The sequence below is a fragment of the Thermoanaerobacterium thermosulfurigenes genome, from assembly GCF_051201035.1.
Taxonomy (GTDB): Bacteria; Bacillota; Thermoanaerobacteria; order Thermoanaerobacterales; family Thermoanaerobacteraceae; genus Thermoanaerobacterium; species Thermoanaerobacterium thermosulfurigenes.
Genome location: NZ_JBPODR010000009.1, coordinates 60,958 through 82,980, shown reverse-complemented (window position 1 = coordinate 82,980; position 22,023 = coordinate 60,958). Strand labels below are relative to the sequence as shown.

Sequence of the window (22,023 nt, the reverse complement as noted above, 5' to 3'; positions counted from 1 at the left end):
AAAATGAATTTATTGTAATTGAATCATTTTATAAATATAATCATTTTTAGCAGAAAAAGTTTTTACCGCTGGTTTTTATAAAGTCGATGAAATCAGATTTGGATTTTTTGTAAATCTTTTTATTGTATATGATTGAATAAATATATTTAAATTCTATGTCTTCAACCTGGACTATAGATAAGATCTTAGTATATAATTCTTTTTTTATTGCTATGTATGGCAAAATAGATAGACCGTATCCTGCTGCTACAGCTGATTTTAACGATTCAATAGACGGAGTTTCCAATTCAAATTTTAGTTTTTTAATTTCTATTCCATTGTCTATAAGTGTTTTTTCAATTATTTTTCTTAGAGTACACTTCTTGTCCAGCATAAAAAAATTATAACGAAATAACTTGTTTTTTGACAAACTTTTTTCTTTCCAATTACCATTGGCAACAAAGTACATTTTAAATTCTCCCAGTGGAATGCATGAAATATCATCATCTGTGTAACAACCTTCTATAAAGCCAATATCTATACCTTTTTCTTTAATGTTATAGATTACTTCTGCTGTTAAATTGTAATCTACATTAACTATAACATTTTCATGTCTTCGATTAAATTCGTGAATTAAGCAAGGTAAAGCATATTGACCAACATTCAGGCAGGAAGAAATTGTGAGTCTATTTGTACAGTCATTTTCGAAGCATTCCAAATCTTTAATCATATTATCGTATAAATTTAATATTCTTTCTGCATATTGATATACTAATTCTCCAGGTGGGGTAGTTATGACTCCTTTGTTGCTACGCATTAAAAGAATAACCTTTAAGTCTTTCTCTAATGCTTTTATTTGTTGACTTATAGCCGGCTGGGAGAGATATAATTCTTTTGCTGCTAATGAAATGTTCTTATGATATACGGTTTTATAAAATGCTCTCAAATTTTCAATATTCACAGTAATCCCACCTTTTTTAACAAAAAGTTATCACAGTACAACGTTTTATTTTGCTAAGTTTTATTATACTATAAAGTTTGTTATAAATAAAATTAATATTATATAAGAATTTTAAATAACATAAAGAATAAAAATATAGTGTATAATAAAATTGAAATGTTAAAATAATAACATGATGAGGAGGTATTAAAATGGGAAATGATGTTAAACCCACATATACTTTAGATGAGAGAGGTGAAGTATGTCCAATTCCAGATGTAGACACGAGAAGAAAACTTAAGGAAATGAGATCAGGAGAAATTCTTGAAGTACTTATTGATTATGCACTTTCAAAAGAGAGAATTCCGGCTGGGGTTAAAGAAGTAGGAGGTGAGGTTATCTCTATTGATGAAATTGGATCCAGTGAATGGCGAATTTTAATTAAGAAGCTATAAAAATAAAAAAATGGGGGAGATCTTATGGATTCAAGGCTCCAAGGATTTTTTGTAGGCATACTTTTTGGTATAGTTTTGCAAAGAGGTAGGATTTGTTTTAACTCTGCTATTAGGGATGTCAAAATGACAAAAGACAATTATCTAATGAAAATAGCTTTGCTTGCAATATTGGTAGAAACAATAGGATTTCAATTTGCAGCACAAATGGGCTGGATTAAATTAAGCCCAATAGCATTTGTGCCACTTGCTCAGATAGTTGGAGGATTTTTGTTTGGAGCGGGAATGGTATTGGCAGGAGGATGTGCTAGTGGTATTACTTACAGGATAGGCGAAGGATATATAACTGCTTTTGTTGCTGCGGTGTTTTTTGGAGTTACGGCTTCAGCAGTAAGAGGTGGACCTTTAACATTTGTTAATAATTGGATGGGTAAAGCCATAACTACTACAAATAATCCAGGCGGATTTTATGCAGCGAAAGACGGAATTGTTAATTTAACTTTGGCGAATCTTTTAAATATAAATCCTTGGATTGTAGCAATAATTTTCACAATTTTACTTTTTATTATACTAATATTTTGGAAAACTACAAAAAGAGATGTTTCTGGTTTTAATTGGATTACAGCGGGTATAGCATTGGGACTTGTTGGAATTATAGCATATCTATCACAAAAAAGCTATCCTCTAGGTATAACAGGAGGTTGGGTAAACCTTTTTAGAACAACTACTGCTAATTTGGATCCAACTCAGCCTATTCCGTATAATTGGATCGGTATGGAAATAGTCGGAATTATAATCGGAGCATATTTAGCAGCACTTTATTCTAAAGAATTTAAATTAAGGATTCCAAAAGATCCTAAAACATTTGTGCAGGTGGCATTAGGAGGTATTTTGATGGGGCTTGGTGCCGGAAGTGCAGGAGGATGTAATATAGGGCATATTCTTTCTGGACTTCCACATCTGGCTATAAGTTCAATAGTGTTCACTATATTTGTTGTATTGGGCAACTGGCTTATGGCATGGTTTCTTTTTGAAAGAAGATAAATGGGGGAAGGGCTTTGCCCTTCCTACGAAATCTTAAAAGGAGTGAACAAGTATGCATATAACAATACAAGTAAATGTATCACCTTATACAAATGAGGATATTGATACAGCGATTCATTTAGCACAAGTACTAATGAATAGGGGGCATAAAATTTCAATATTTTTGTTTGCTGATTCTGTTATTGCTACAAATAAACTAATAAAACCTATGAAAATTGATAGGAAGATTCCATCAAAACTTCAAGAACTTTCAGATAAGGAAGTAGAGATTCACATTTGCGGCCTTTGTGCACAGTATAGAGGAGTTACAGAAGATATGAAAATTGAAGGCGCGGATTTTTCAGGTGTACCAGAGATGGCCGCACTTATTTACAAATCAGATAGATATATTAATTTATTGCCATAGGGGGGTATAGAATGAAAAAAGTGTTGTTTGCAGTATACAATGCACCTGCAGGAAGTATATGGATTAATGAAGCATTGAGAAGTGCTTTTGGAATGTATGGAGAAGATCTTGAACCTGTTATACTTTTTTTAAATGAGGCAGTTTTGGCAGTTCGTAAACAATGTAAACCAGAAATAATTGAATGTTTGCCACTCTCTATTACATTTAAATATTTGGAGAAATACAATACCCAAGTATATGCAGTAAAAGAAGAACTTGAAAAATATAGCATAGAAGAAAATGAAATTGAACCTCATTGGAATTTAAAGACCATGATAAAAGAAGAACTTCCAGAGTTCGTACATTCTTTCGATAAGGTAGTATTCTTTTAGGAGGGGAAAAATATGGCATTAATAATTGTCAAGAAAAGTCCAGATGCTAAAATTTCAGAATTTTTGTTGAAGCTTGCATTGCCTCAGGATAAAGTTATTTTTATACAGGATGGTGTCATTTTTGCAATTGAAAAAAATCTAAAAAACTTTATAAAAGAAGGGATTGAACTTTTCGCGCTTAAGGAAGATTTTATTGCAAGAGGATTTGAAGAGAGTGAAAGCCAAATTCCTTTGATAGATTACGAAAGATGGGCTGATTTTATAGAAATGAATGAAAAAATAATTTCTTAGAAATATGATTGGCTATTATTTTGTAGATATGCTTAAAAGGATAAGCTTATCTATTAAATTCATTGCAAGAAAAGTGTAATTTTTTAATACAATAGTTGTCAAAAGCAAAGTTTGATAGCTTTTTGAGTGAAGAAAATATTTTCTAAAAAAGGAGGTTTTTTAAGTGATAGTTTTGGAAGGACTATACTATTCTAAGAATCATGTATGGCTTAAATTGGAAGGGAATAATGTATATATAGGAATAACTGATTATGCACAGGATTCTATAGGTGATATAGAATACATTGAATTACCAGAAGTGGGTACGGAATTCACTGTTGGTGATGTACTTGGAGTTTTAGAATCAGCAAAAACAGCTTCTGAAGTTTATATACCAGTAGACGGAAAAGTGGTTGAAATAAACAATAAAATTATTGATGATCCCTCTTTAATAAGCAGTGATCCTTATGATAGCTGGCTTGTACTAGTGGAACTTAAAAACAAATTGCAACTTGAGAATTTGATGACAGCCGAGGAATATAAGAAATTATTGGGAAAATAATAAAATTGGTTTTTGATGCTTTTATGAGATGGTATCCTCTGTTGATTTTGCTTTTACCACCTTTTTCATGGTGTTCAACGTAGTAAGGCAATACTACTTTACTACATAATAGCATCGTGGCAAGAAGTTGATGTCTTCAAACTTGCTTTCATTTGTTCCACTCCTATGGTTGCAGATTGTGTAAGACCTGTTGTGAATAACAGCAGACAACTGTCAATGAAATAGAAAGCTCCATCCTCTATAGGATGGAGATGGTTCACATACTTTCTACGGCACAGTCTATAAAATCTTTAATATTTATTATATTTGTAGCATCGCTTGTATATATTTTTTTGTTATTAGCTTTAAATACAAAGTATGGTGCTGAATTAAATATATCTGGTGATGCTACAATTATATCTGCTTTTTTGTTTTCTAATATCCATAATGCTACATTAATTCCTCTTTTTTCCGAAAGATTTATTTTTTCATTGCTACATATTTCTTGATTTAATATTTTTTTGTCTTTTAAATCGTATGTTATAAAAGCGAAATATGGAGATTCACCAAATTTTTTAGAAATTTCTTTAATCTCAGGCTTTTGCAGAGGAATAGCTATTTTAATTTGCTGCTTTTCGTAAGGTTCATAGTGCAATGTTATGCTATCAATATTAGGCAAATTATCATATATTTCTTCTTCTATCATATTTGATAATTTATGAGCTTCCTCTAAAGTTACTATATCGAATTTCACATCAATTTCTATAAATATGTATCTTCCAGCTTTTCTACCTTTAATTTTTGTTATTTCGCTTACTTGTGGGAATGACATAATTATACTTCTTATTTCTTCAATAGTATTATAATCTATGCTTACATCTAGCAATACCATTATGGATTCTTTAAGCAATTTCCATCCTGAATAAGCAATAAGAACAACAATCGCCATTGTTATGTACTTATCAATATTTATTTTGAATATATTCAATAAAATATTTACTGCCAAAACTAACATTGAAAGCATATCTGATTTTATATGTTCAGAATCAGCAATAATTCCAGGCGCACTATACTTGATTCCAATTTTTCTTTCAAATCTGCTGTATAAAAATATGACAAATGTTATTAAACAAAGTATAGCTATAGTTATAATTTTGCTTTCAAATGAGGAATTTAAAGATTTTGAATTTTCAAAAATACCTTTACCTATTTCAAAAGCAGTTAGTATAATTAAAATTGATACAAATGCAGATGTAAAATTTTCTATTTTATAAAGCCCGTATGGGTAGTTTTTTACTTTTCTTGAAGATAAATATATTCCTGATAACACTATAAAAGATGAAAATACGTCTAAGCCTGAATGTACAGCATCTGCTGTGAGAGCAGTACTACCAGAATATTTTCCTAAGAAATATTTTGTTATAGCTAATGCTGTATTAAGAATTATGGAATATGTAGTTACTAAGTATATGATTTTGTTGCTTAAATTTTTATTTTCCATACCTACATCTCCAAAAATTATTTTGACACATAGGATTTATCCTTTTAATATTACGAGAAAAACATTTAGGGCATACTATTTGTCTTCCTGTACCATATGGTACTTCCCAAAGATATCCACAGTCATAACATTTAAATTTCCTCATAGGCTCCATAGTTTACCTTCTTTCGTTTTTAAAAATTATTTTACTTATGTTTATTATAACATAAAAATGCTTTTTTAATATTGTTTTTTTTATAGATAAAAGTACAATTGCAAATTGTTAAACTATTTTCTTAACAAATTTTGATATTTTATTGACATAAGTTTATTATAATTTTATAATTGAGTTAATGATATGAAATAAACATTTAAAAAATAGGAGGTAATTAGATTGATAGAAACAGATGTTTTGGTTGTAGGAGGAAGCGCAGGAGGAATTCTTGCAGCATTGTCGGCAAAAAAAACTTATAAAGACAAGAAAGTAACAGTTGTTCGTATGACTAAAAAAGTGATGGTGCCTTGCGGTATACCATATATATTTGGTACGCTGAAAGACACAGCAAAAAATGTTATACCTGATTCAATGCTTACAAATGCAGGTATAGATATAATAATAGATGAAGTTTTAAAAATAGATAAAGACAACAATTTAGCAGTTACAAGAGAAAATGGTGAAATAAAGTATGACAAGATGATCATGGCCACTGGTTCATTGCCACTTATGCCAACTTTTATTCCTGGATATGATATAGAAAATGTGTATCCAATAAAAAAAGATGAAGATTACTTAAAGATCGTTCAAGAGAGCATTAACAATGCTAATGATATTGTTGTTATTGGTGGAGGTTTTATTGGCGTTGAGATGGCAGAACAAATAAAAGCATTAGATAAGAATGTGACATTGATTGAAATTGCTGATAAACTTTTGTGGCAAGCATTTGACGCTGAGTATAGCGATATGGTTGAAGCAATAATTAAGCAAAAAGGTGTAGTGATAAAAACAAATACTAAAGTTACGAAGATTTTAGGTGAAACAAAAGTAGAAGGTGTAGAACTTGAAAATGGAGAAATAGTAAAAGCAGATATTGTAATATTAGGAATGGGCGTTGTACCAAATACAAAATTAGCAAAAGAAACTGGAATAAAGCTTAATGAAAAAGGAGCTATTGTAGTTGATGAATATATGAGGACAAGTGCTGCTAATATATTTGCTGTTGGAGATTGTGCAGAGAAAAAATGTTTCTTTACCAGAAAAAATGTTCCTATTTTATTGGCTTCAACAGCTGCAAATGAAGCGAAAATTGCAGGAGTAAATGTGTTTAATCTAAGATTGGTTAAAGAAAATAAAGGAACGATAAGTGCTTTTTCTACAAAAATATATGATACTGCTTTTGCTGCTGCAGGTTTAACAGAAGTCCAAGCTAAAAAGGAAGGTTTTGATATAGTTATTGGTGAATTTTCAACAATGGATAAACATCCAGGATCGTTACCAAATGCTAAAAGTATAAAGATGAAGCTAATATTTTCAAGGTATTCTGGTGTCATAATAGGTGCTCAGATATCTGGTGGTGAAAGCGTTGGCGAAATGATAAATATTTTGAGTCTTGCTATACAAAAAGGGCTTACAGCTTCAGAGTTAAATACATTCCAAACGGCAACACATCCATTGTTGACAGCATCTCCAGTGTCATATCCTATTAACTCAGCAGCTCTTGACGCTTTATCTAAAATGTAATAATAAAAATGTAATTAACTTTTATGATTACAAAGTAAAATTAATCATAGAAATTACCTCTGTTTAAGTAAATAGGGGTAATTTTTTTATGATTATTGACATATGAAGAAATTAATTATATCATATATAATGAACATATGTTAATTACGATCTAAGCGGTGATAGAATTGGAAAATGTATCTTTACAAAATTTAATAGATTTTTTAGAAAAGACAGGTGTAAAAATCACATTAACCAGATTGATACTTTTAAAGACATTTACAGACAATCCTGATGTTCATTTTGATTTCAATAGTTTGCTGAAAATTGTCAAAAAAGAAGATCCTAATTATGGTGTAGCTACTCTTTATAGAAATTTGGACATGTTGATTAAAAAAAATATCATTTCTGTCAATACAATCAATAATGTAAAATATTATGAGATTATTACACCTCAAAAAGGCAATATTCATACACATTTGATTTGTAAATATTGTAACAATGTGGAAGAGTATTCAGGATATGAAGTCATACAATTTTTAAATTTAATTAAAGATAAGTATGGATTTGATATAAATTATGGCAGCATTAATGTATATGGTATATGTAAAAAATGTAGAGAAAAACTCAAAGAATAGAAAATTAATAGTAGCATCTTTATAAAATATAAGAGCTACTATTAATAAAATTGATTTAGTTTTGGGCTTTTATACTTAAGCTTATTAAACCTGCTAAAATTGGTATGATTGCCATTAATAAAATTGCTGATGTAATACCATTAAAATCAATGAGTATTCCAAATAATCCTACGCCAAGACCACCTATTCCTGTCCCAAATCCAAGTGCCAAGCCAGAAGCCATTGCAGCATTTTTGCTCAGCAAACTTTGAGCAAGCACGGTAGTAATTGAGAATGATGCTAAAAGCATTGTACCTGCAATAATAAGCATTATATAACTTAACATACCGGTTGTTAAAATAAAAATAAGAAAGAAAAAGCTGGAGAGTATTAATGAAGTAGTTAAAATCAACTTTTTACCGTACTTATCAGCTAACATTCCTCCAATAAGGCCACCAAGAGCACCTGCAAATAGCATAAAGAAAAGCAATTTGCTTGATAAAAGGACAGATACATTTTTATGTTTTAAATAAAGGGCTAAATACGACAACATACCATAATATGTTAATGAACGCAATGCAACGACAATCATGATTTTAGTAAGTTCTTTCCATGATTTACGTAGAGTTATAAGTAAAGGTGAATATTCTTTTTTTATATTTGAAGATGATGCATTATTTTTACTAAGAGATAAAAACAATAAAATAAAAGCAATCAAGCCTGGGATTACAAAAATAGGCGTTATTGATAAACCGTACTTTTCCACAAACGGAACAACCGTTAATGGAGTGAGAGCCCATCCTATGTTGCCTAATGTCACGAAAAAAGCTTGATTTGTGTTTCTTTTTTCAACGGAGCTAAATTCAGTTGTCATAGCAGATGCTTGTGGATGAAAAGCAGCAGTACCAATACCAGCAATTCCAGAGATTATTAAAAGCAGTGGGTAACTTTTCATTATCCCTAATAGGCTAAGCAAAACAGCCATAAACAATGTCCCAATATAGACAAACCATTTTTGATTTTTAACATCAACAATATATCCGATGATTGGTTGTATTAATGATGATGTTATTGTAAAGACAGATACTAAAAATCCTGCTTTGCCTGCACTAAGTCCTGCAGCAATTAAAAACGGCATAAGTGTTTGAATGAAATTCATGTAATAATCATTTACCATGTGAGAAAGAGAAAGAATAAATAATTTTGTTTTGTTTGTTTTTACAATGGTCATACAAAATTCCTCCTAGACAATAGTTATAAATCGTAATATTAAATAAGTAAAAATTACTATTTAGGATTTTATAACTATTTATATACAATGTCAAGTTAGAGTCTTACGACGATAGAGATAAAAAATGTCAAAATTTTTTATTTTATTATTGACATATGACAAAAATAGTGATACTATATAATTGTGAAACGGTCATAAGACCAAAATATTTTAAAGGAGTGGTTTACATGCCAAGAGGAGATGGCACAGGCCCAATGGGATATGGTCCAATGTCTGGAAGAGGTATGGGATTTTGTAGTGGCCATGGTGCTCCAGGATACATGAGTGGACATGGTATGCACAGAGGATATAGAAATATGTATTACGCAACTAAAGCACCGTTTTGGGCAAGATATGGCAGTGCTGTGGACGAGAAATCTTACCTTAATGCACAAGCCCAATACCTCAAGGATCAACTTAAATATATAGAAGACAGATTGAAGGATTTAGACGATAACGACGAAGACAAAAATAACAAGTAAATATTATGAAAAGCTGGTGGCAATTATTGCTACTGGCTTTATTTTTTTTGAAAGTACATATAAAAATTTATGCATAATTATTTTAATTTTTATGAATATAAATGTATCAGAATAGCATAAATGAAATTTTTATTTTTTAAAAAATTATTTTGAATAATTTATTGCATAATTAGCTAATATAGTTTAAACTTAATTTTGGAAGAAACTCCATTTGATATATTTGGTGCTTTATATAAGACTGTGGGAGGCAATTATAATAATGTTTGTTGGCAACAATAAATTAAGAAGCAGATTAAGCGTAAAAAATGTACTTGGAATCCTCTTTGGCACTTTTATTTATTCAATTGGAATTAATACATTTATTGTTCATGCAAGACTTTTAAGTGGTGGTGTATCTGGGATTTCTCTAATTGTACAGTATTTGACAGGACTTCCTGCCGGATACACGATTTTCATGCTGAATATACCATTGCTTATTTTAAGCTACAAGAAAATTGGTTCTCGATTTACTTTCTATACGATATTAGGTACAGCTTCTCTGTCTGTTTTTTTGATATTAACTCAGTTTTTAGATAAATTAATCAATTTTGACGATCCCATATTGTTATGCCTTTACGGTGGTGTACTTACAGGTGCAGGTATGGGAATAGTCTTTGCTAATCATGGTTCAACTGGTGGACTTGATATTATATCTGTACTGGTAAAGAAAAAATATGAGAATTTTGAATTGGGTAAGACAAACCTATATATTAATTTTTTCATAGTCTTGGCTGGAGCAATATTTATAGGACTTAAAAGTGCTTTATACACACTTGTTTCAATGTCTATAAATTCGTTTGTATTAGACAAAACGATAAATGGATTTAACAAGCGAAAGATGCTTTTTATAATTACAAATGATGAGGAAAAGATTAGCAATGCAATCATGAATGATTTAAAAAGAGGTGTTACGTTTATTCAAGCTGAAGGTGCATATACAAAGACTAATCGCAGAATACTGTATTGTGTTGTATCACTTTCACAAATTCCATATATTAAACACTTAGTTTACAGCATTGACAGCAATGCATTTATATCAATATTGGACGTTTCTGAGGTAAGAGGGAAAGGATTTATGGACGATCTTTTTTGATAAAAATTTATTGTTGAATATTTAACAACTTAGGTATATAATTTTATTATAAAAATACTAAGCCCAAGGGAATTACTGAGGGCAAGGGAAGGAGAAATTAATATATGGATAGGCAGATTGCAGATTTTATTGACGACGAGAAGATAAAAGCGGCTTTAAGATATGGTGAAAGTGCATCAAAGGATGAAGCTTTAAAAATCATTGAAAAAGCTAAAAATTTAAAGGGCATTACGCCTGAAGAAGCAGCAGTTCTTCTAAACTTGGAAGATGATGAGATTCTTGAAGAATTGTACAAAGTTGCGAGATACATTAAAGAGCAGATTTATGGCAACAGAATAGTTATATTTGCACCGCTTTATATAAGCAATTACTGTGTCAATAATTGTAGATATTGTGGCTATAAACATTCTAATGAGCAAGAACGAAAAAGACTTACTATGGATGAGGTAAGGCGTGAGATAGAAATATTAGAGGAAATGGGGCACAAAAGGCTTGCAGTCGAGGCAGGTGAGGATCCTGTAAATTGTCCTATTGATTATGTATTGGATGTTATCAAGACTATTTACGATACAAAGTTGAAAAATGGCAGCATAAGAAGAGTCAATGTAAATATAGCTGCTACGACTGTTGAAGATTATAAAAAGTTAAAAGATGTAGGAATAGGGACATATATATTATTTCAAGAGACTTACCACAGGCCCACATACGAATACATGCATCCGACAGGGCCAAAACATGACTACGATTATCACACAACTGCTATGGATAGAGCCATGGAAGCTGGTATTGATGATGTAGGCATGGGAGTCTTGTATGGACTTTATGACTACAAGTACGAGACAATAGCACTTTTGTACCACGCAAATCATCTTGACGAAAAATTCGGTGTTGGGCCACATACTATATCTGTTCCAAGGCTTAGACCTGCTTTAAATATTACTCTTGATGAGTATCCATATCTGGTGTCTGATAAGGATTTTAAAAAACTTGTAGCTGTAATACGTCTGGCTGTGCCATACACAGGTATGATTTTATCTACGAGAGAGCTTCCTGAATTTAGAGAAGAAGTTATAAGCGTAGGTATATCTCAGATAAGTGCAGGTTCTTGCACAGGTGTTGGTGGCTATTACGAAGAAATATCAAAAAAGGCTGAAACAAAACCACAATTTGAAGTAGGAGATCATAGGACGCCAAATGAGATATTGAGGACACTATGTGAGCAGCATTATCTGCCAAGTTATTGTACGGCATGTTATAGGATGGGGCGCACTGGTGACAGATTTATGAGCTTTGCTAAATCAGGGCAGATTCACAACTTCTGCTTGCCAAATGCGATACTTACATTTAAGGAGTTCCTCTTAGATTATAGCGATGAAGCTACAAAGGCTATAGGTGAAGAAACGATTGCTGCAAACATAGAAAATATTCCTTCTGAGAAGGTAAGAGAAGAAACGAAAAATAGACTCAAACGGTTAGAAAATGGTGAAAGAGATCTGTATTTTTAAGAAAATCCGGGTTATCCCGGATTTTTCCATATCTTTTTGCGGTCACCTTTGTCGTGCCCAATTATTCTATTTTCTGAAATAATCAATTTCTTGATATTTTCTATATCATTAACTACTTTAGAACCATCATCAGAAGTTTTTCCTGGATACAGAGCATACAATTTTTTATATTCATTAAGCCCCATATTTGGCATTATGACATTTGCACCTGCTCGTAATCCTTGCAAATATCCATTTTCAGCTTTGACACCTAAAGCGGTGGTAGCTGGCATATTAATGTCTGGAAGCAAAAGTCGAGTCATGGCTATCATTTTTAATACAAGATCTACATTACCACCTTTTTTGTTTTCTAATGGAGTATTTGGAGTTGGTATAAATGGACCCATTCCTATCATGTCAGCATCAATTTCTTTAAAGAAAAGAATATCTTCAGCCAGCATATCTAAAGTTTGTCCAGGTAATCCTATAAGGCATCCAGTACCTACTTCATAACCCAGTTCTTTCAAATCCATTAAACATCTAACGCGATTATCAAAACTCATATTTGGATGAAATTTTTTGTAAAGATCTCTATTTGTTGTTTCTATTCGAAGCAAGTATCTATCTGCGCCAGCTTTTTTTAGATCTGCATATTCCTTTGTTGTCAATTCACCAATGCTTAGTGTAATAGACAAATCAAGATCCTTTATCTTCTCTACGATGTTGCATAAATCTTTAATTTTAAAATATTTATCTTCACCACCTTGTAGTACTACAGTTTTTAATCCAGCATCTTTTGTAGCTTTTGCGCATTGCAAAATTTCATTTTCGTTCATCCTATACCTTTTTATTGACTTATTGTAGACTCTAAGGCCACAATAATAGCATGTTCTGCAGCAATAATTGCTTATTTCAATCAAGCCTCGTAAATGAACCACATCACCAACAAATTTTTTCCTTACTCTATCTGCGGCTTTGCAGATTTCATCAGTGTATTCAGAATTTAGTAGAGTAATAAGATCTTCCTTGCTTAATGTGTGCTCATTTTCAACATATGAAATTAAATATTTTATGTGATCATGATTAATTTGATAATCAATTCTACTCATTTCAAAAATCAGCCTCTCATTTTTTATAATTAACATTATATCATACAAAAAATAAAAATTTTAATATTTTTGTTGACATATGCCTAAAATAATTATATATTTATAATTGTATATAACGTATGTTTAAAATGTTGGAGGGTTGTTTATGAAAGTTGCGATTTCTTCAGAAGGTGATAATTTAAATTCAATTGTGGATTCAAGATTCGGCAGAGCAAGGTATTTTATCGTTATTGATACTGAATCAATGAATTACAAAGCTATTGATAATACTGCAGCATCATCTGCAGGTGGTGCTGGCACAAAGGCAGCACAACTTCTATTAGATGAGGGAGTTGACTCAATTATATCAAGTAATGTTGGACCAAATGCATTAGAAGTATTTCAGGCGGCTGGGATAAATATTTATAAATCGATCAATGATACTATTGAGAAAAATGTAGAAGAGTTAAAAAAGGGTACGTTAGAGAAAATTGAATTGCCTACTAATAATGGTCATCATGGAGAGCATTAAAAATGAGAGGTTACAAGATAGCTGTTTTGAGTGGCAAGGGTGGAACTGGGAAAACTACAGTTTCTTCCAATTTGGCTAAGATTCAAAAAAGCATTTATGTAGATTGCGATATAGAAGAACCTAATGGATATTTGTTTTTAAAACCTGAAATAGAGAAAGTAAAAGATGTAAATGTAATGATTCCCGACATAGATTATGATAAGTGTACCCTTTGCGGTGAATGTACAAGAGCGTGCAGATTTGGTGCACTAACAAAGTTGATAAAGAAAATACTTATTTTTGACCATTTATGCCATTCATGTGGAGCGTGTTATGAAATATGCCCATATAATGCTATAAAAGAAATACCAAAGAAAATTGGTACTATAAGGGTTGGACATTCAGATGATATAGACTTTATAGATGGCAAGTTAAATATAGGTGAAGCTTCAGGGGTTCCTATAATAAAAGAAATTAAAGATTTGATAAAAGATACAGATAAAAACGTGATCATTGATAGTCCACCTGGGACATCTTGTTCTGTCATCCATTCTATTGAAGGAAGTGACTATTGCCTTTTAGTTACTGAACCTACTCCTTATGGACTACATGATCTGAAACTGGCTGTTGAACTTGTAAAAGAGATGAATTTGCCATTTGCAGTCATCATCAATAAATCAGGAGAAGAAGATAGCATTATAGAGAATTATTGCAAAGAAGAAAGTATAAATGTGCTTGCAAAAATTCCATTTAAAAAAGAATATGCTGAACTATATTCTAAAGGGAATCTGCTAATTGAAGAAGATGATGAAATAAGACATATATTTGAAAATTTATCACAGAGATTAATGGAGCTGATTGAAAGATGAAACAGTTGGTTATATTAAGTGGTAAAGGCGGGACTGGAAAGACAACAGTTGCAACGACGTTAAGTGAAATTATAGAAAATAAAGTAATGGCGGATTGCGATGTTGAAGCTCCTAACCTAAATATACTTTTCAACGGAGAAATACAAAAAGTTGATAATTTCTATGGTAAAGAAGTAGCATTAATAGATGAAGAGAAGTGCATAAAATGTGGTTTGTGTGAGACATTGTGCAGATTTGACGCGATTTCTGATTATAAGGTGAATCCATATTATTGTGAAGGCTGTGGACTTTGCTCTTATAAGTGCCCCAACGGCGCAATTAAGATGATTGAAGAAAACACAGGTGAAATTATAGTAGGAGAGAATAAGAAAGGTGAAAAAATAATATATGCCGAGTTGTTTCCAGGTGCTGATGGTTCTGGAAAGTTAGTAACAGAGGTGAGAAAAAAAGCTACTGAGAATAAAGGTGACTGTGACTATATTATAATTGATGGTACGCCTGGAATAGGATGTCCCGTTTTATCTTCTGCAACAGGTGCAGATGTTGCTCTTATTGTTACTGAGCCGACTGTTTCAGGTTTTGAAGATATGAAAAGAGTGCTTAAAGCAATTGAGAGCTTTAAAATAAAATCTCTTGTTTGCATAAATAAGTGGGATATTAATAAGGATATTTCTAATAATATAGAGACATATTGCAATGAAAACAATATAGATATTGTAGGAAAAATAAATTTTGATGAAACAGTAATTAAAGCTTTGAAAAGATTTCAAAGCATTAATAAATATCCTGACAGCATTGCATACAGACAGATTTTAGATATGTGGAGAAAAATAAAAAAATATTTAGATGAAAGGATTGATGTTTAAATGAAGATAGCTGTTGCTACTGATGGAAGAAATGTTTCAATGCATTTTGGACATTGTGAAGGATTTACGATTTTTAATGTTGAAGGAGATAAAATAGTAAATGCCAATTTTATTGAAAATCCTGGACATAGGCCAGGATATTTGCCGGCATTTTTGAAAGACAAAGGTGTTGAATGCATCATTTCAGGTGGAATGGGTTCCAGTGCAATAGATTTGTTCAATTCTTACGGCATTGATGTTATTACAGGAGCATCTGGCGATGCTGAAGATGTTGTAAAGAGATATATAGATGGAACGTTGATATCTACAGGTAGTGCATGTGAAAAACATGAGCATGAAGGACACTGTGAAGACTAAAAAATGAGGACTGTCTACTCTCTTGTAGATAGTCCTTAATTTTATGGAAAAGAGGTGTTTTGATGGAATTACAAGTGTTAATTGAAAATGTAGTTTATAAAAAAGGTTTCTTAGCTGAACACGGTTTATCAATGCTTTTAAAAAAAGAAGACAAATCAGTTTTGGTAGATACGGGGCAGAGTGGCAACTTTATTATAAATTCTGGATTGATGGGTATAAACCTAAAGGATGTAAACAAGGTAATACTGACACATGGTCATTATGATCATGTTGGTGGACTTAAAAATCTCTTGGAGGAAAATAAAGACGTGCGCATTTATGCAAATCATAAGATACTTAATAGAAAATATGCTGTACGTAAAAATGGCACAATTGATGAAATAGGTTTTGATTTGTCATTATACGAAAAAAACAAAGGAAATTTTGTGCTAATTCATGAAGATGCAGAAGTGGAAAAAGATTTTTTCGTAGTTAACAGTATTGATGAGAAATACAACAACGATTTTACGACTAAAAATTTTTTAGTTGAAAAAGATAATACAAAAATAAAAGATAGTTTTTTGGATGAAATATTTGTTGTTGTTAAAGAGAACGACTGTATAAACATAATTACAGGATGCTCGCATTTAGGCATTTTAAATATACTGTATACAGCAGAAAGTAAATTTAAGGGCTATAAAATAAAATCACTTATTGGTGGATTTCATTTAAAGGGGATGACTGAAGAAGACATTGTGAATATTTCAGAAACAATGAAAGATTATGATATACAATATATTTATACAGGTCATTGTACAGGTATAGATGAGTACGGAATCATGAAGCAAATTTTAGGAGACAGGATATCTTATTTGACTACCAGTTCATCTATAATTTTGTAAAAATATAAATAATATGGTCGTGGGATAAATTCCTACGACCATATTATATGAATCGATAAATTGTTTAGTGCCAATCATTAGGGATCAGTTATTTTCTGATTGAAAATGTATATTTTTACCGAAACCTGCTCCATGTCCTTTGCCATATCCATTACCTGACATTCCATTTCTTCCAAAGCCTATTCCAAGTCCTGTACCACCATTGCCAGTACCATCACATGCATTTATCCTTTCTTTAAGTAGTGATTTTAGCTCTGTTGCTCTTTCTTCTGTAATTACACCATTTTTAACCATTTGGTCTATATAGTCGGTTTTTTGTTTTAACAAAGCATTTTTGAAGTCTTCTAATTTTACGCCATTTTCAACCGCTATTTGTTCCAGTGTCTTACCGGAATTTAGAAGTTTCAATGTTTCGTCTGTAGACTTTCCTAAAAGATTTGCCATAAAATCTACCATTTGAGCTCTGCCATACCTTGGTGCAGTATACGATGTGTTTGTTTGAGGCGAATTGTTATTTGCTGTTTCTGCATATGCAGCAATGCCTGTTAAAAGTAAACCTCCTACCATGATTGATGCTACTAATTTTTTGATGTTCATAAAAACATCTCCTTTCAAAATTTATTTATCTTACACTTTTATTTTACCCATTATATTTGATACATCTTTAATGAAATTGTGATGTTTTTGTGAAGATTTTTTGATTGTGTTGTAAATGATTTTTAAAATATGTAAACTAAAGTTGGAGGTGTTTCATTGATGGCAAAGGTGTTAGTCATTGAAGACGAGGAAGGAATGAGGGACATTTTAAAAACTTACTTAGAGAAAAATAATTTTGATGCTTTATTTGCTGAAGATGGCAGTACAGGAATAAATATGTTTAAAAATAACTCTTTTGATATAGTTTTGTTGGATGTAATGTTGCCAGATATGAGTGGTTGGAATGTTTTAAAGACAATAAGAGAATCATCTAAAATACCTGTGATGATGATAACCGCTCGAAGTGAAGAATACGACAGACTTTTAGGATTTGAGCTTGGCGCTGATGATTACGTAGTTAAACCATTTAGCCCTAGAGAAGTCATAGCAAGGATAAAAGCTATTTTATCGAGATCTAAATGGACTGAATCGGATAATTTAATATCTTTTTCAGGCATTACTATTGATACTGATTCAAGAGTTGTTAAAGTTGATGGAAAGAAAATAGACCTTACTCCAAAAGAATTTGATCTTTTAAGTTTACTTGCACAAAACATGGGTAAGGCATTAAGCCGTGAGAAATGCCTTAATATTGTTTGGGGATATGAATTTTTTGGCGATTTAAGGACAGTCGATACACATATAAAGCAATTGAGAGAAAAACTTGGCGATAAAAGGGACATTATAAAAACAGTATGGGGTTATGGATATAAATTAGGTGGTGATTAAAGTGAGAGGCATAAGAAAAAAGCTTTTTATTACGTATCTGATTATAACAGGAATAATCTTTTTATTGTTTTATTTATCTCAAGTCGTCTTTATAGGTAAGATATACACTTATTATAAGATTAACCAGCTAAAAAACTACAGCTTAGAAATTGCCAATGCGTTATCTAAAAATGATGATAAGACTGCTAATGAGCTTATTGAAGAATCCAATTCAAAAGTAATTGCAGTAACTGATACAGGTATATTGATTTTTGGAACTCGTGGAAACGGACAAGGCTATGGAATAGGGTTGCCAAAAACTTTTCTTAATACTGATGAAAAATTAAGTGTGGTAGAATTTACGCATCCATCAATTGGTGTAGAGTCTCTTGCGGTTATAAGATCATTTTCATACAATAAGCAAAACGCAAAACTGGTATTGACTATTCCTCTATCGACTATTGATGATACTGCCATGATATTTAAAAGTGAATTTTTTTTGATGCTACTAATATGTATTATTGTAATAATCATTATGTCAATTATCATGTCAAAAAGGCTGACAAAGCCAATTGATGATTTAAAATATGCAGCGCAAAATATAGCATCTGGGAATCTTGACGTGAAATTAGATGTAAAGACAAATGATGAATTAGAAGATCTCGCTATGTCTATGAATAGCATGGCAGAAAATCTCAGTAAAGCAGAGAAATTTAAAAGAGATTTAATTGCCAATATAACTCATGACCTTAAGACGCCTTTAGGGCTTATAAAAGGATACTGTGAGATGCTATTGGACTTTTATGGTGATGATAAAGAAAAAAGAAACAAATATTTAAATGCTGCGTTAAATGAAGTCGATCGAATGTCAAAAATGATAGATGATGTTTTATCATTATCAAAGCTTCAATCAGGTTTAGTGAAACTAAAGATATCGTCTTTTAATTTAAAAAATTTAGTTGATGATGTGGTTTTAAGCTTTGAACCATTGCTGCAAGGTAAAAATATAAATATTGTCACGGAGAATCTTGATGTAATTGTAAATGGAGATGCTGAACTAATTAGAAGGGTTATAATGAATCTTTTGAGCAATTCGATAAAAAGTATTAATAAAGGGGGTTTAATTACTATTTCTTCGATATTAGAAAATAATCATGTGAAAGTTATTGTATCAGATACGGGTAAAGGAATAGAGAAAGAAAAGCTGCAAAATGTTTTTGAGAAGTTTTATAAAGTTGATAATAAAGGTACAGGGTTAGGTCTTGCAATAGTAAAAGAAATATTGGATTTGCATGGCAGTGAATATTATATAGAGAGCGAGATAGATAAAGGTACTTCGTTTTATTTTACTTTAGATAAAGTAGCTATATAATTGCAGTATCCCCTATACAATGGGAGAGGTATGTGATATAATAATATTGAATACAGTATACAAGGAGTGATTTTATGGATTCGATATTTTCTTGTGCAGTATGTCCTAATAAGCCTTGCGCAAAAGGTGATGATAATTTTCCTAAGAATTGTCCTACAGTTATGGAAAAAGATATTATCAATGATTCAATTGAAAAATACAATAATGACGAAAATGTAAATAAGATTATGAAAATAGCAAATACACTTCCTGTTGACGAAAATGGCGAATTAAGGAGCAGAGCAGAAGAAATAATCAATTTAATTATGAAAATGGGTATGAAGAAAATAGGTGTTGCTTTTTGCTATTCACTGGAAAAAGAGGCAAAGAAATTTGTCAAGATGCTTAATAAATACGATGTAACTGTAGTACCTGTGTGTTGTAAAGTAGGATCAGTCGATGTAAAAGAAATTGGGATAGAGAAAAAGAGGGATAAATTCATTGCAACATGCAATCCTATTACACAAGCCGAAATTATGAACAAAGAAAATACAGAATTAAATGTGGTTGTTGGGCTTTGCGTTGGACACGATATATTGTTTAATAAAAATTCTAAAGCATATGTAACAACTTTAGTCGCTAAGGACAGGAAGTACAGTCATTGCCCTGTAAAAGCACTTGAGGAATAAAAAAAGAAGCTATCCATGATATAAGGATAGCTTTTTTATTAAAATTTTTATTTTTTCTACAAATTATTTGCAAAAATACTGTAAGTTAAATTAAAATTATATTAACAAGTTCACATGTATTTGTTATAAGTTAATACGGAACAGATAAAAATTTTTTAGGAGGAGTCAATTGATTATGATAAATTCAAAAAAGGAAGTTGTTATATCAAATATTGTACTGATAGGCATGGTAAGCATGTTAATTGATATGAGTACAGAAATGGTATATCCGATAGTTCCGCTTTTCCTAACTGCAACACTTGGGGCTTCGCCCGCAATTGTAGGAATTATTGAAGGTATTGCTGAAAGTATAGCATCGATTTTAAAGGTTTTTAGCGGTTACATAGGTGACAAATATCACAATAAAAAGGGGATAACTTTTATCGGATATTCAGCTTCAGTTATCTATAAAATACTTCTCCTTTTAGCAGGATCATGGGTAGGCGTTTTAATAGCGCGAATTATAGATCGCACAGGAAAGGGCATACGAACTGCACCGCGAGATGCTCTTATTGCGCAATCCAGCGAAAAGGATAAACTTGGCGGATCTTATGGACTTCACAAAATGCTTGATATGGCTGGATCATCTTTAGGAGCTTTTATTGCTTTTATCATAGTAACAATTGGGCTAAACTATAGATTTGCATTTATATGGTCGATTATACCTGCTATTCTTGGTATTATGATTATTCCTTTTATAAAAGAGGATAAAAATAAGAAACAAAAAAATGAAAAATTGACATTCAAAAATTTAAATTTGAGCTTAAAATTAAAGCTCTATTTGGCTGTTATGTTCATTTTCAACCTTGGAAATTCATCAAATACTTTTCTTCTTTTGAAAGCACAGAACTTGGGCTTTTCTTTATCATACGTCATGCTTCTTTATCTCGTATTTAATGTTTCCACATCATTAATTGCCATTCCCTCTGGAAAGTTGTCAGATAAATTTGGCAGGCGATTAATTTTGGTTTCTGGTTATGCCATTTATGGACTTGTCTATTTAGGATTTGCGTTGTCTAATTCAAAAATCGTAATTTTTCTTTTATTTATATTTTATGGAGCTTATACAGCATTTATAAGCGGTGCTGAGCGGGCATTTGTAGCTGAAGTATCCCCTGATGAGTATAAAGGTACAGTATTGGGTATTTATGGTATGATGCAAGGCATAGGATTATTGCTGGCATCTATTATAGCAGGAGCTATGTGGGTACATATAAGTCCAGATGCGCCATTTTGGTTTGGTGGTGTTCTTGGGCTTACATCTGCAGCTTTAATTGCAGCTATATTAAGTTTAAGTCGATTTCAGGAAAATAAAGAATCAGTAATGTAAGAGAGAGTATTTTTTAAAAATCGAAATTTCTTTAGGTTATATATATACAATAATAGGGCCGTCTGGCGCTGGCAAGTCTACCTTTATAAAATTAATAAATAGGCTTATTGATCCAACACGATATCTATTGCATTTGGTGCTGCTATCACACTTACAGCACTTATATTATTTGGTAGCATTCATTTTAGACCGCAGGAGGTGATTCCTGTATCTGGTATGATAATAGGCAATGCAATGGTTTCATCAGGTTTGACAGTGTCAAGGCTTAAAGATGAGGTAAAAAACAGAAGACACGAAATTGAAACATACCTTGCTTTGGGAGCCAATTCAAGACAAGCATCACAAAAAATATTAAAAATAGCTATTAAAACAGGAATGATGCCTACGATAGACAGCATGAAAACGCTTGGAATTGTGCAGTTGTCAGGTATGATGACAGGTCTATATTTAACT

26 protein-coding genes and 2 pseudogenes are annotated in these 22,023 nt (G+C 31.6%); 22 read left to right on the top strand and 6 right to left on the bottom strand.

What is annotated here, in order from left to right; genetic code table 11:
• Positions 1-46 precede the first annotated feature (46 nt).
• Complete coding sequence (locus tag HNR52_RS05315) at positions 47-940, bottom strand: LysR substrate-binding domain-containing protein (RefSeq protein ID WP_013787670.1); 894 nt, start codon at positions 938-940, stop codon at positions 47-49.
• A 191-nt stretch (positions 941-1,131) separates the two neighbouring features.
• Between HNR52_RS05315 and HNR52_RS05310 the strand changes: the two genes are divergently transcribed.
• The 6 genes from HNR52_RS05310 (at position 1,132) to gcvH (ending at position 4,024) form a co-directional block, all read left to right on the top strand.
• Positions 1,132-1,374, top strand: coding sequence for a sulfurtransferase TusA family protein (locus HNR52_RS05310; protein WP_013787671.1), 243 nt, complete (start codon positions 1,132-1,134; stop codon positions 1,372-1,374).
• A 24-nt stretch (positions 1,375-1,398) separates the two neighbouring features.
• The gene (tsuA, locus tag HNR52_RS05305) at positions 1,399-2,415 is read left to right on the top strand and encodes a thiosulfate transporter TsuA (protein WP_013787672.1); all 1,017 of its coding nucleotides are present in this window, start codon (positions 1,399-1,401) and stop codon (positions 2,413-2,415) included.
• Between the two features lie 52 nt (positions 2,416-2,467).
• Entirely contained in the window at positions 2,468-2,821 is a 354-nt protein-coding gene (locus tag HNR52_RS05300) for a DsrE/DsrF/TusD sulfur relay family protein (protein WP_013787673.1), read from the top strand.
• 11 nt (positions 2,822-2,832) lie between these two features.
• Complete coding sequence (locus HNR52_RS05295) at positions 2,833-3,192, top strand: DsrE family protein (RefSeq protein WP_013787674.1); 360 nt, start codon at positions 2,833-2,835, stop codon at positions 3,190-3,192.
• A gap of 12 nt (positions 3,193-3,204) precedes the next feature.
• On the top strand, positions 3,205-3,483 hold the full coding sequence (tusB, locus tag HNR52_RS05290; RefSeq protein WP_013787675.1) for a sulfurtransferase complex subunit TusB: 279 nt from the start codon (positions 3,205-3,207) through the stop codon (positions 3,481-3,483).
• A gap of 163 nt (positions 3,484-3,646) precedes the next feature.
• A complete protein-coding gene (gcvH, locus tag HNR52_RS05285) occupies positions 3,647-4,024 on the top strand; it encodes a glycine cleavage system protein GcvH (protein ID WP_013787677.1) in 378 nt (125 codons plus the stop codon).
• Between the two features lie 256 nt (positions 4,025-4,280).
• Here the strand turns inward: gcvH and HNR52_RS05280 are convergent, their stop codons facing one another.
• Both HNR52_RS05280 and HNR52_RS12270 read right to left on the bottom strand, forming a co-directional pair.
• A complete protein-coding gene (locus HNR52_RS05280) occupies positions 4,281-5,504 on the bottom strand; it encodes a cation diffusion facilitator family transporter (RefSeq protein ID WP_013787678.1) in 1,224 nt (407 codons plus the stop codon).
• Positions 5,494-5,649 (bottom strand): hypothetical protein, encoded by a 156-nt coding sequence (locus HNR52_RS12270; protein WP_492226508.1) that lies wholly within the window; start codon positions 5,647-5,649, stop codon positions 5,494-5,496. Before HNR52_RS12270 ends, HNR52_RS05280 begins: the two co-directional genes overlap by 11 nt.
• A gap of 231 nt (positions 5,650-5,880) precedes the next feature.
• Here HNR52_RS12270 and HNR52_RS05275 point away from each other — a divergent pair, with 231 nt between their 5' ends.
• Both HNR52_RS05275 and HNR52_RS05270 read left to right on the top strand, forming a co-directional pair.
• Entirely contained in the window at positions 5,881-7,221 is a 1,341-nt protein-coding gene (locus tag HNR52_RS05275) for an FAD-dependent oxidoreductase (RefSeq protein WP_041592211.1), read from the top strand.
• Between the two features lie 158 nt (positions 7,222-7,379).
• Positions 7,380-7,838 carry a Fur family transcriptional regulator gene (locus HNR52_RS05270; RefSeq protein ID WP_435619904.1) on the top strand — a complete coding sequence of 153 codons (459 nt, stop codon included), beginning with the start codon at positions 7,380-7,382 and terminating at the stop codon, positions 7,836-7,838.
• A gap of 55 nt (positions 7,839-7,893) precedes the next feature.
• On the opposite strand, the gene HNR52_RS05265 is transcribed toward HNR52_RS05270, so the two are convergent.
• Positions 7,894-9,048 carry an MFS transporter gene (locus tag HNR52_RS05265; protein WP_435619903.1) on the bottom strand — a complete coding sequence of 385 codons (1,155 nt, stop codon included), beginning with the start codon at positions 9,046-9,048 and terminating at the stop codon, positions 7,894-7,896.
• 227 nt (positions 9,049-9,275) lie between these two features.
• Here HNR52_RS05265 and HNR52_RS05260 point away from each other — a divergent pair, with 227 nt between their 5' ends.
• The 3 genes from HNR52_RS05260 (at position 9,276) to hydG (ending at position 12,206) form a co-directional block, all read left to right on the top strand.
• The gene (locus tag HNR52_RS05260; protein ID WP_435619902.1) at positions 9,276-9,569 is read left to right on the top strand and encodes a DUF5320 domain-containing protein; all 294 of its coding nucleotides are present in this window, start codon (positions 9,276-9,278) and stop codon (positions 9,567-9,569) included.
• A 259-nt stretch (positions 9,570-9,828) separates the two neighbouring features.
• Entirely contained in the window at positions 9,829-10,701 is an 873-nt protein-coding gene (locus tag HNR52_RS05255) for a YitT family protein (RefSeq protein WP_435619901.1), read from the top strand.
• 104 nt (positions 10,702-10,805) lie between these two features.
• Positions 10,806-12,206 carry a [FeFe] hydrogenase H-cluster radical SAM maturase HydG gene (hydG, locus tag HNR52_RS05250; protein WP_435619900.1) on the top strand — a complete coding sequence of 467 codons (1,401 nt, stop codon included), beginning with the start codon at positions 10,806-10,808 and terminating at the stop codon, positions 12,204-12,206.
• 11 nt (positions 12,207-12,217) lie between these two features.
• Here hydG and hydE read toward each other — a convergent pair whose 3' ends face one another.
• Positions 12,218-13,294, bottom strand: coding sequence for a [FeFe] hydrogenase H-cluster radical SAM maturase HydE (gene hydE / locus HNR52_RS05245; protein WP_435619899.1), 1,077 nt, complete (start codon positions 13,292-13,294; stop codon positions 12,218-12,220).
• Positions 13,295-13,439: 145 nt separating this feature from the next.
• Here hydE and HNR52_RS05240 point away from each other — a divergent pair, with 145 nt between their 5' ends.
• From HNR52_RS05240 to HNR52_RS05220, 5 genes are all read left to right on the top strand, one after another.
• Positions 13,440-13,805, top strand: a complete 366-nt coding sequence (locus HNR52_RS05240; RefSeq protein ID WP_013787686.1) for a NifB/NifX family molybdenum-iron cluster-binding protein — start codon at positions 13,440-13,442, stop codon at positions 13,803-13,805.
• A 2-nt stretch (positions 13,806-13,807) separates the two neighbouring features.
• Positions 13,808-14,653, top strand: a complete 846-nt coding sequence (locus HNR52_RS05235; RefSeq protein WP_013787687.1) for an ATP-binding protein — start codon at positions 13,808-13,810, stop codon at positions 14,651-14,653.
• Positions 14,650-15,519 (top strand): ATP-binding protein, encoded by an 870-nt coding sequence (locus tag HNR52_RS05230; RefSeq protein WP_013787688.1) that lies wholly within the window; start codon positions 14,650-14,652, stop codon positions 15,517-15,519. The genes HNR52_RS05235 and HNR52_RS05230 overlap by 4 nt, the downstream gene beginning before the upstream one ends.
• On the top strand, positions 15,520-15,876 hold the full coding sequence (locus HNR52_RS05225) for a NifB/NifX family molybdenum-iron cluster-binding protein (protein ID WP_013787689.1): 357 nt from the start codon (positions 15,520-15,522) through the stop codon (positions 15,874-15,876).
• 62 nt (positions 15,877-15,938) lie between these two features.
• On the top strand, positions 15,939-16,757 hold the full coding sequence (locus HNR52_RS05220) for an MBL fold metallo-hydrolase (RefSeq protein ID WP_435619898.1): 819 nt from the start codon (positions 15,939-15,941) through the stop codon (positions 16,755-16,757).
• Between the two features lie 84 nt (positions 16,758-16,841).
• On the opposite strand, the gene HNR52_RS05215 is transcribed toward HNR52_RS05220, so the two are convergent.
• The gene (locus HNR52_RS05215) at positions 16,842-17,354 is read right to left on the bottom strand and encodes a hypothetical protein (protein ID WP_013787691.1); all 513 of its coding nucleotides are present in this window, start codon (positions 17,352-17,354) and stop codon (positions 16,842-16,844) included.
• A 159-nt stretch (positions 17,355-17,513) separates the two neighbouring features.
• Between HNR52_RS05215 and HNR52_RS05210 the strand changes: the two genes are divergently transcribed.
• The 6 genes and pseudogenes from HNR52_RS05210 to HNR52_RS05185 all read left to right on the top strand — a co-directional run.
• Complete coding sequence (locus HNR52_RS05210) at positions 17,514-18,182, top strand: response regulator transcription factor (protein WP_435619897.1); 669 nt, start codon at positions 17,514-17,516, stop codon at positions 18,180-18,182.
• A 1-nt stretch (position 18,183) separates the two neighbouring features.
• Positions 18,184-19,533: a sensor histidine kinase gene (locus HNR52_RS05205; protein ID WP_435619896.1), complete on the top strand. Its 1,350-nt coding sequence runs from the start codon at positions 18,184-18,186 to the stop codon at positions 19,531-19,533.
• A 74-nt stretch (positions 19,534-19,607) separates the two neighbouring features.
• On the top strand, positions 19,608-20,201 hold the full coding sequence (locus HNR52_RS05200; RefSeq protein WP_013787694.1) for a DUF1847 domain-containing protein: 594 nt from the start codon (positions 19,608-19,610) through the stop codon (positions 20,199-20,201).
• Between the two features lie 175 nt (positions 20,202-20,376).
• Complete coding sequence (locus HNR52_RS05195) at positions 20,377-21,570, top strand: MFS transporter (protein ID WP_435619895.1); 1,194 nt, start codon at positions 20,377-20,379, stop codon at positions 21,568-21,570.
• Between the two features lie 34 nt (positions 21,571-21,604).
• Positions 21,605-21,688: pseudogene (locus tag HNR52_RS05190) on the top strand (ATP-binding cassette domain-containing protein); the annotation flags it as partial.
• A pseudogene (locus HNR52_RS05185) lies at positions 21,688-22,020 on the top strand (ABC transporter permease); the annotation flags it as partial. The pseudogenes HNR52_RS05190 and HNR52_RS05185, both read left to right, overlap by 1 nt.
• Positions 22,021-22,023: the final 3 nt, after the last annotated feature.

Bases quoted from the DNA above. Each gene is read 5' to 3' on its own strand.
- HNR52_RS05260 (WP_435619902.1), top strand. From the start codon at position 9,276: ATGCCAAGAGGAGATGGCACAGGCCCAATGGGATATGGTCCAATGTCT.
- HNR52_RS05280 (WP_013787678.1), bottom strand. From the start codon at position 5,504: ATGGAAAATAAAAATTTAAGCAACAAAATCATATACTTAGTAACTACA.
- HNR52_RS05225 (WP_013787689.1), top strand. From the start codon at position 15,520: ATGAAGATAGCTGTTGCTACTGATGGAAGAAATGTTTCAATGCATTTT.
- HNR52_RS05300 (WP_013787673.1), top strand. From the start codon at position 2,468: ATGCATATAACAATACAAGTAAATGTATCACCTTATACAAATGAGGAT.
- HNR52_RS05265 (WP_435619903.1), bottom strand. From the start codon at position 9,048: ATGACCATTGTAAAAACAAACAAAACAAAATTATTTATTCTTTCTCTT.
- HNR52_RS05235 (WP_013787687.1), top strand. From the start codon at position 13,808: ATGAGAGGTTACAAGATAGCTGTTTTGAGTGGCAAGGGTGGAACTGGG.
- HNR52_RS05200 (WP_013787694.1), top strand. From the start codon at position 19,608: ATGGATTCGATATTTTCTTGTGCAGTATGTCCTAATAAGCCTTGCGCA.
- tsuA (WP_013787672.1), top strand. From the start codon at position 1,399: ATGGATTCAAGGCTCCAAGGATTTTTTGTAGGCATACTTTTTGGTATA.
- HNR52_RS05310 (WP_013787671.1), top strand. From the start codon at position 1,132: ATGGGAAATGATGTTAAACCCACATATACTTTAGATGAGAGAGGTGAA.
- hydG (WP_435619900.1), top strand. From the start codon at position 10,806: ATGGATAGGCAGATTGCAGATTTTATTGACGACGAGAAGATAAAAGCG.
- HNR52_RS05295 (WP_013787674.1), top strand. From the start codon at position 2,833: ATGAAAAAAGTGTTGTTTGCAGTATACAATGCACCTGCAGGAAGTATA.
- HNR52_RS05220 (WP_435619898.1), top strand. From the start codon at position 15,939: ATGGAATTACAAGTGTTAATTGAAAATGTAGTTTATAAAAAAGGTTTC.
- HNR52_RS05240 (WP_013787686.1), top strand. From the start codon at position 13,440: ATGAAAGTTGCGATTTCTTCAGAAGGTGATAATTTAAATTCAATTGTG.
- HNR52_RS05255 (WP_435619901.1), top strand. From the start codon at position 9,829: ATGTTTGTTGGCAACAATAAATTAAGAAGCAGATTAAGCGTAAAAAAT.
- hydE (WP_435619899.1), bottom strand. From the start codon at position 13,294: ATGAGTAGAATTGATTATCAAATTAATCATGATCACATAAAATATTTA.
- HNR52_RS05195 (WP_435619895.1), top strand. From the start codon at position 20,377: ATGATAAATTCAAAAAAGGAAGTTGTTATATCAAATATTGTACTGATA.
- HNR52_RS05210 (WP_435619897.1), top strand. From the start codon at position 17,514: ATGGCAAAGGTGTTAGTCATTGAAGACGAGGAAGGAATGAGGGACATT.
- tusB (WP_013787675.1), top strand. From the start codon at position 3,205: ATGGCATTAATAATTGTCAAGAAAAGTCCAGATGCTAAAATTTCAGAA.
- HNR52_RS12270 (WP_492226508.1), bottom strand. From the start codon at position 5,649: ATGAGGAAATTTAAATGTTATGACTGTGGATATCTTTGGGAAGTACCA.
- HNR52_RS05215 (WP_013787691.1), bottom strand. From the start codon at position 17,354: ATGAACATCAAAAAATTAGTAGCATCAATCATGGTAGGAGGTTTACTT.
- HNR52_RS05230 (WP_013787688.1), top strand. From the start codon at position 14,650: ATGAAACAGTTGGTTATATTAAGTGGTAAAGGCGGGACTGGAAAGACA.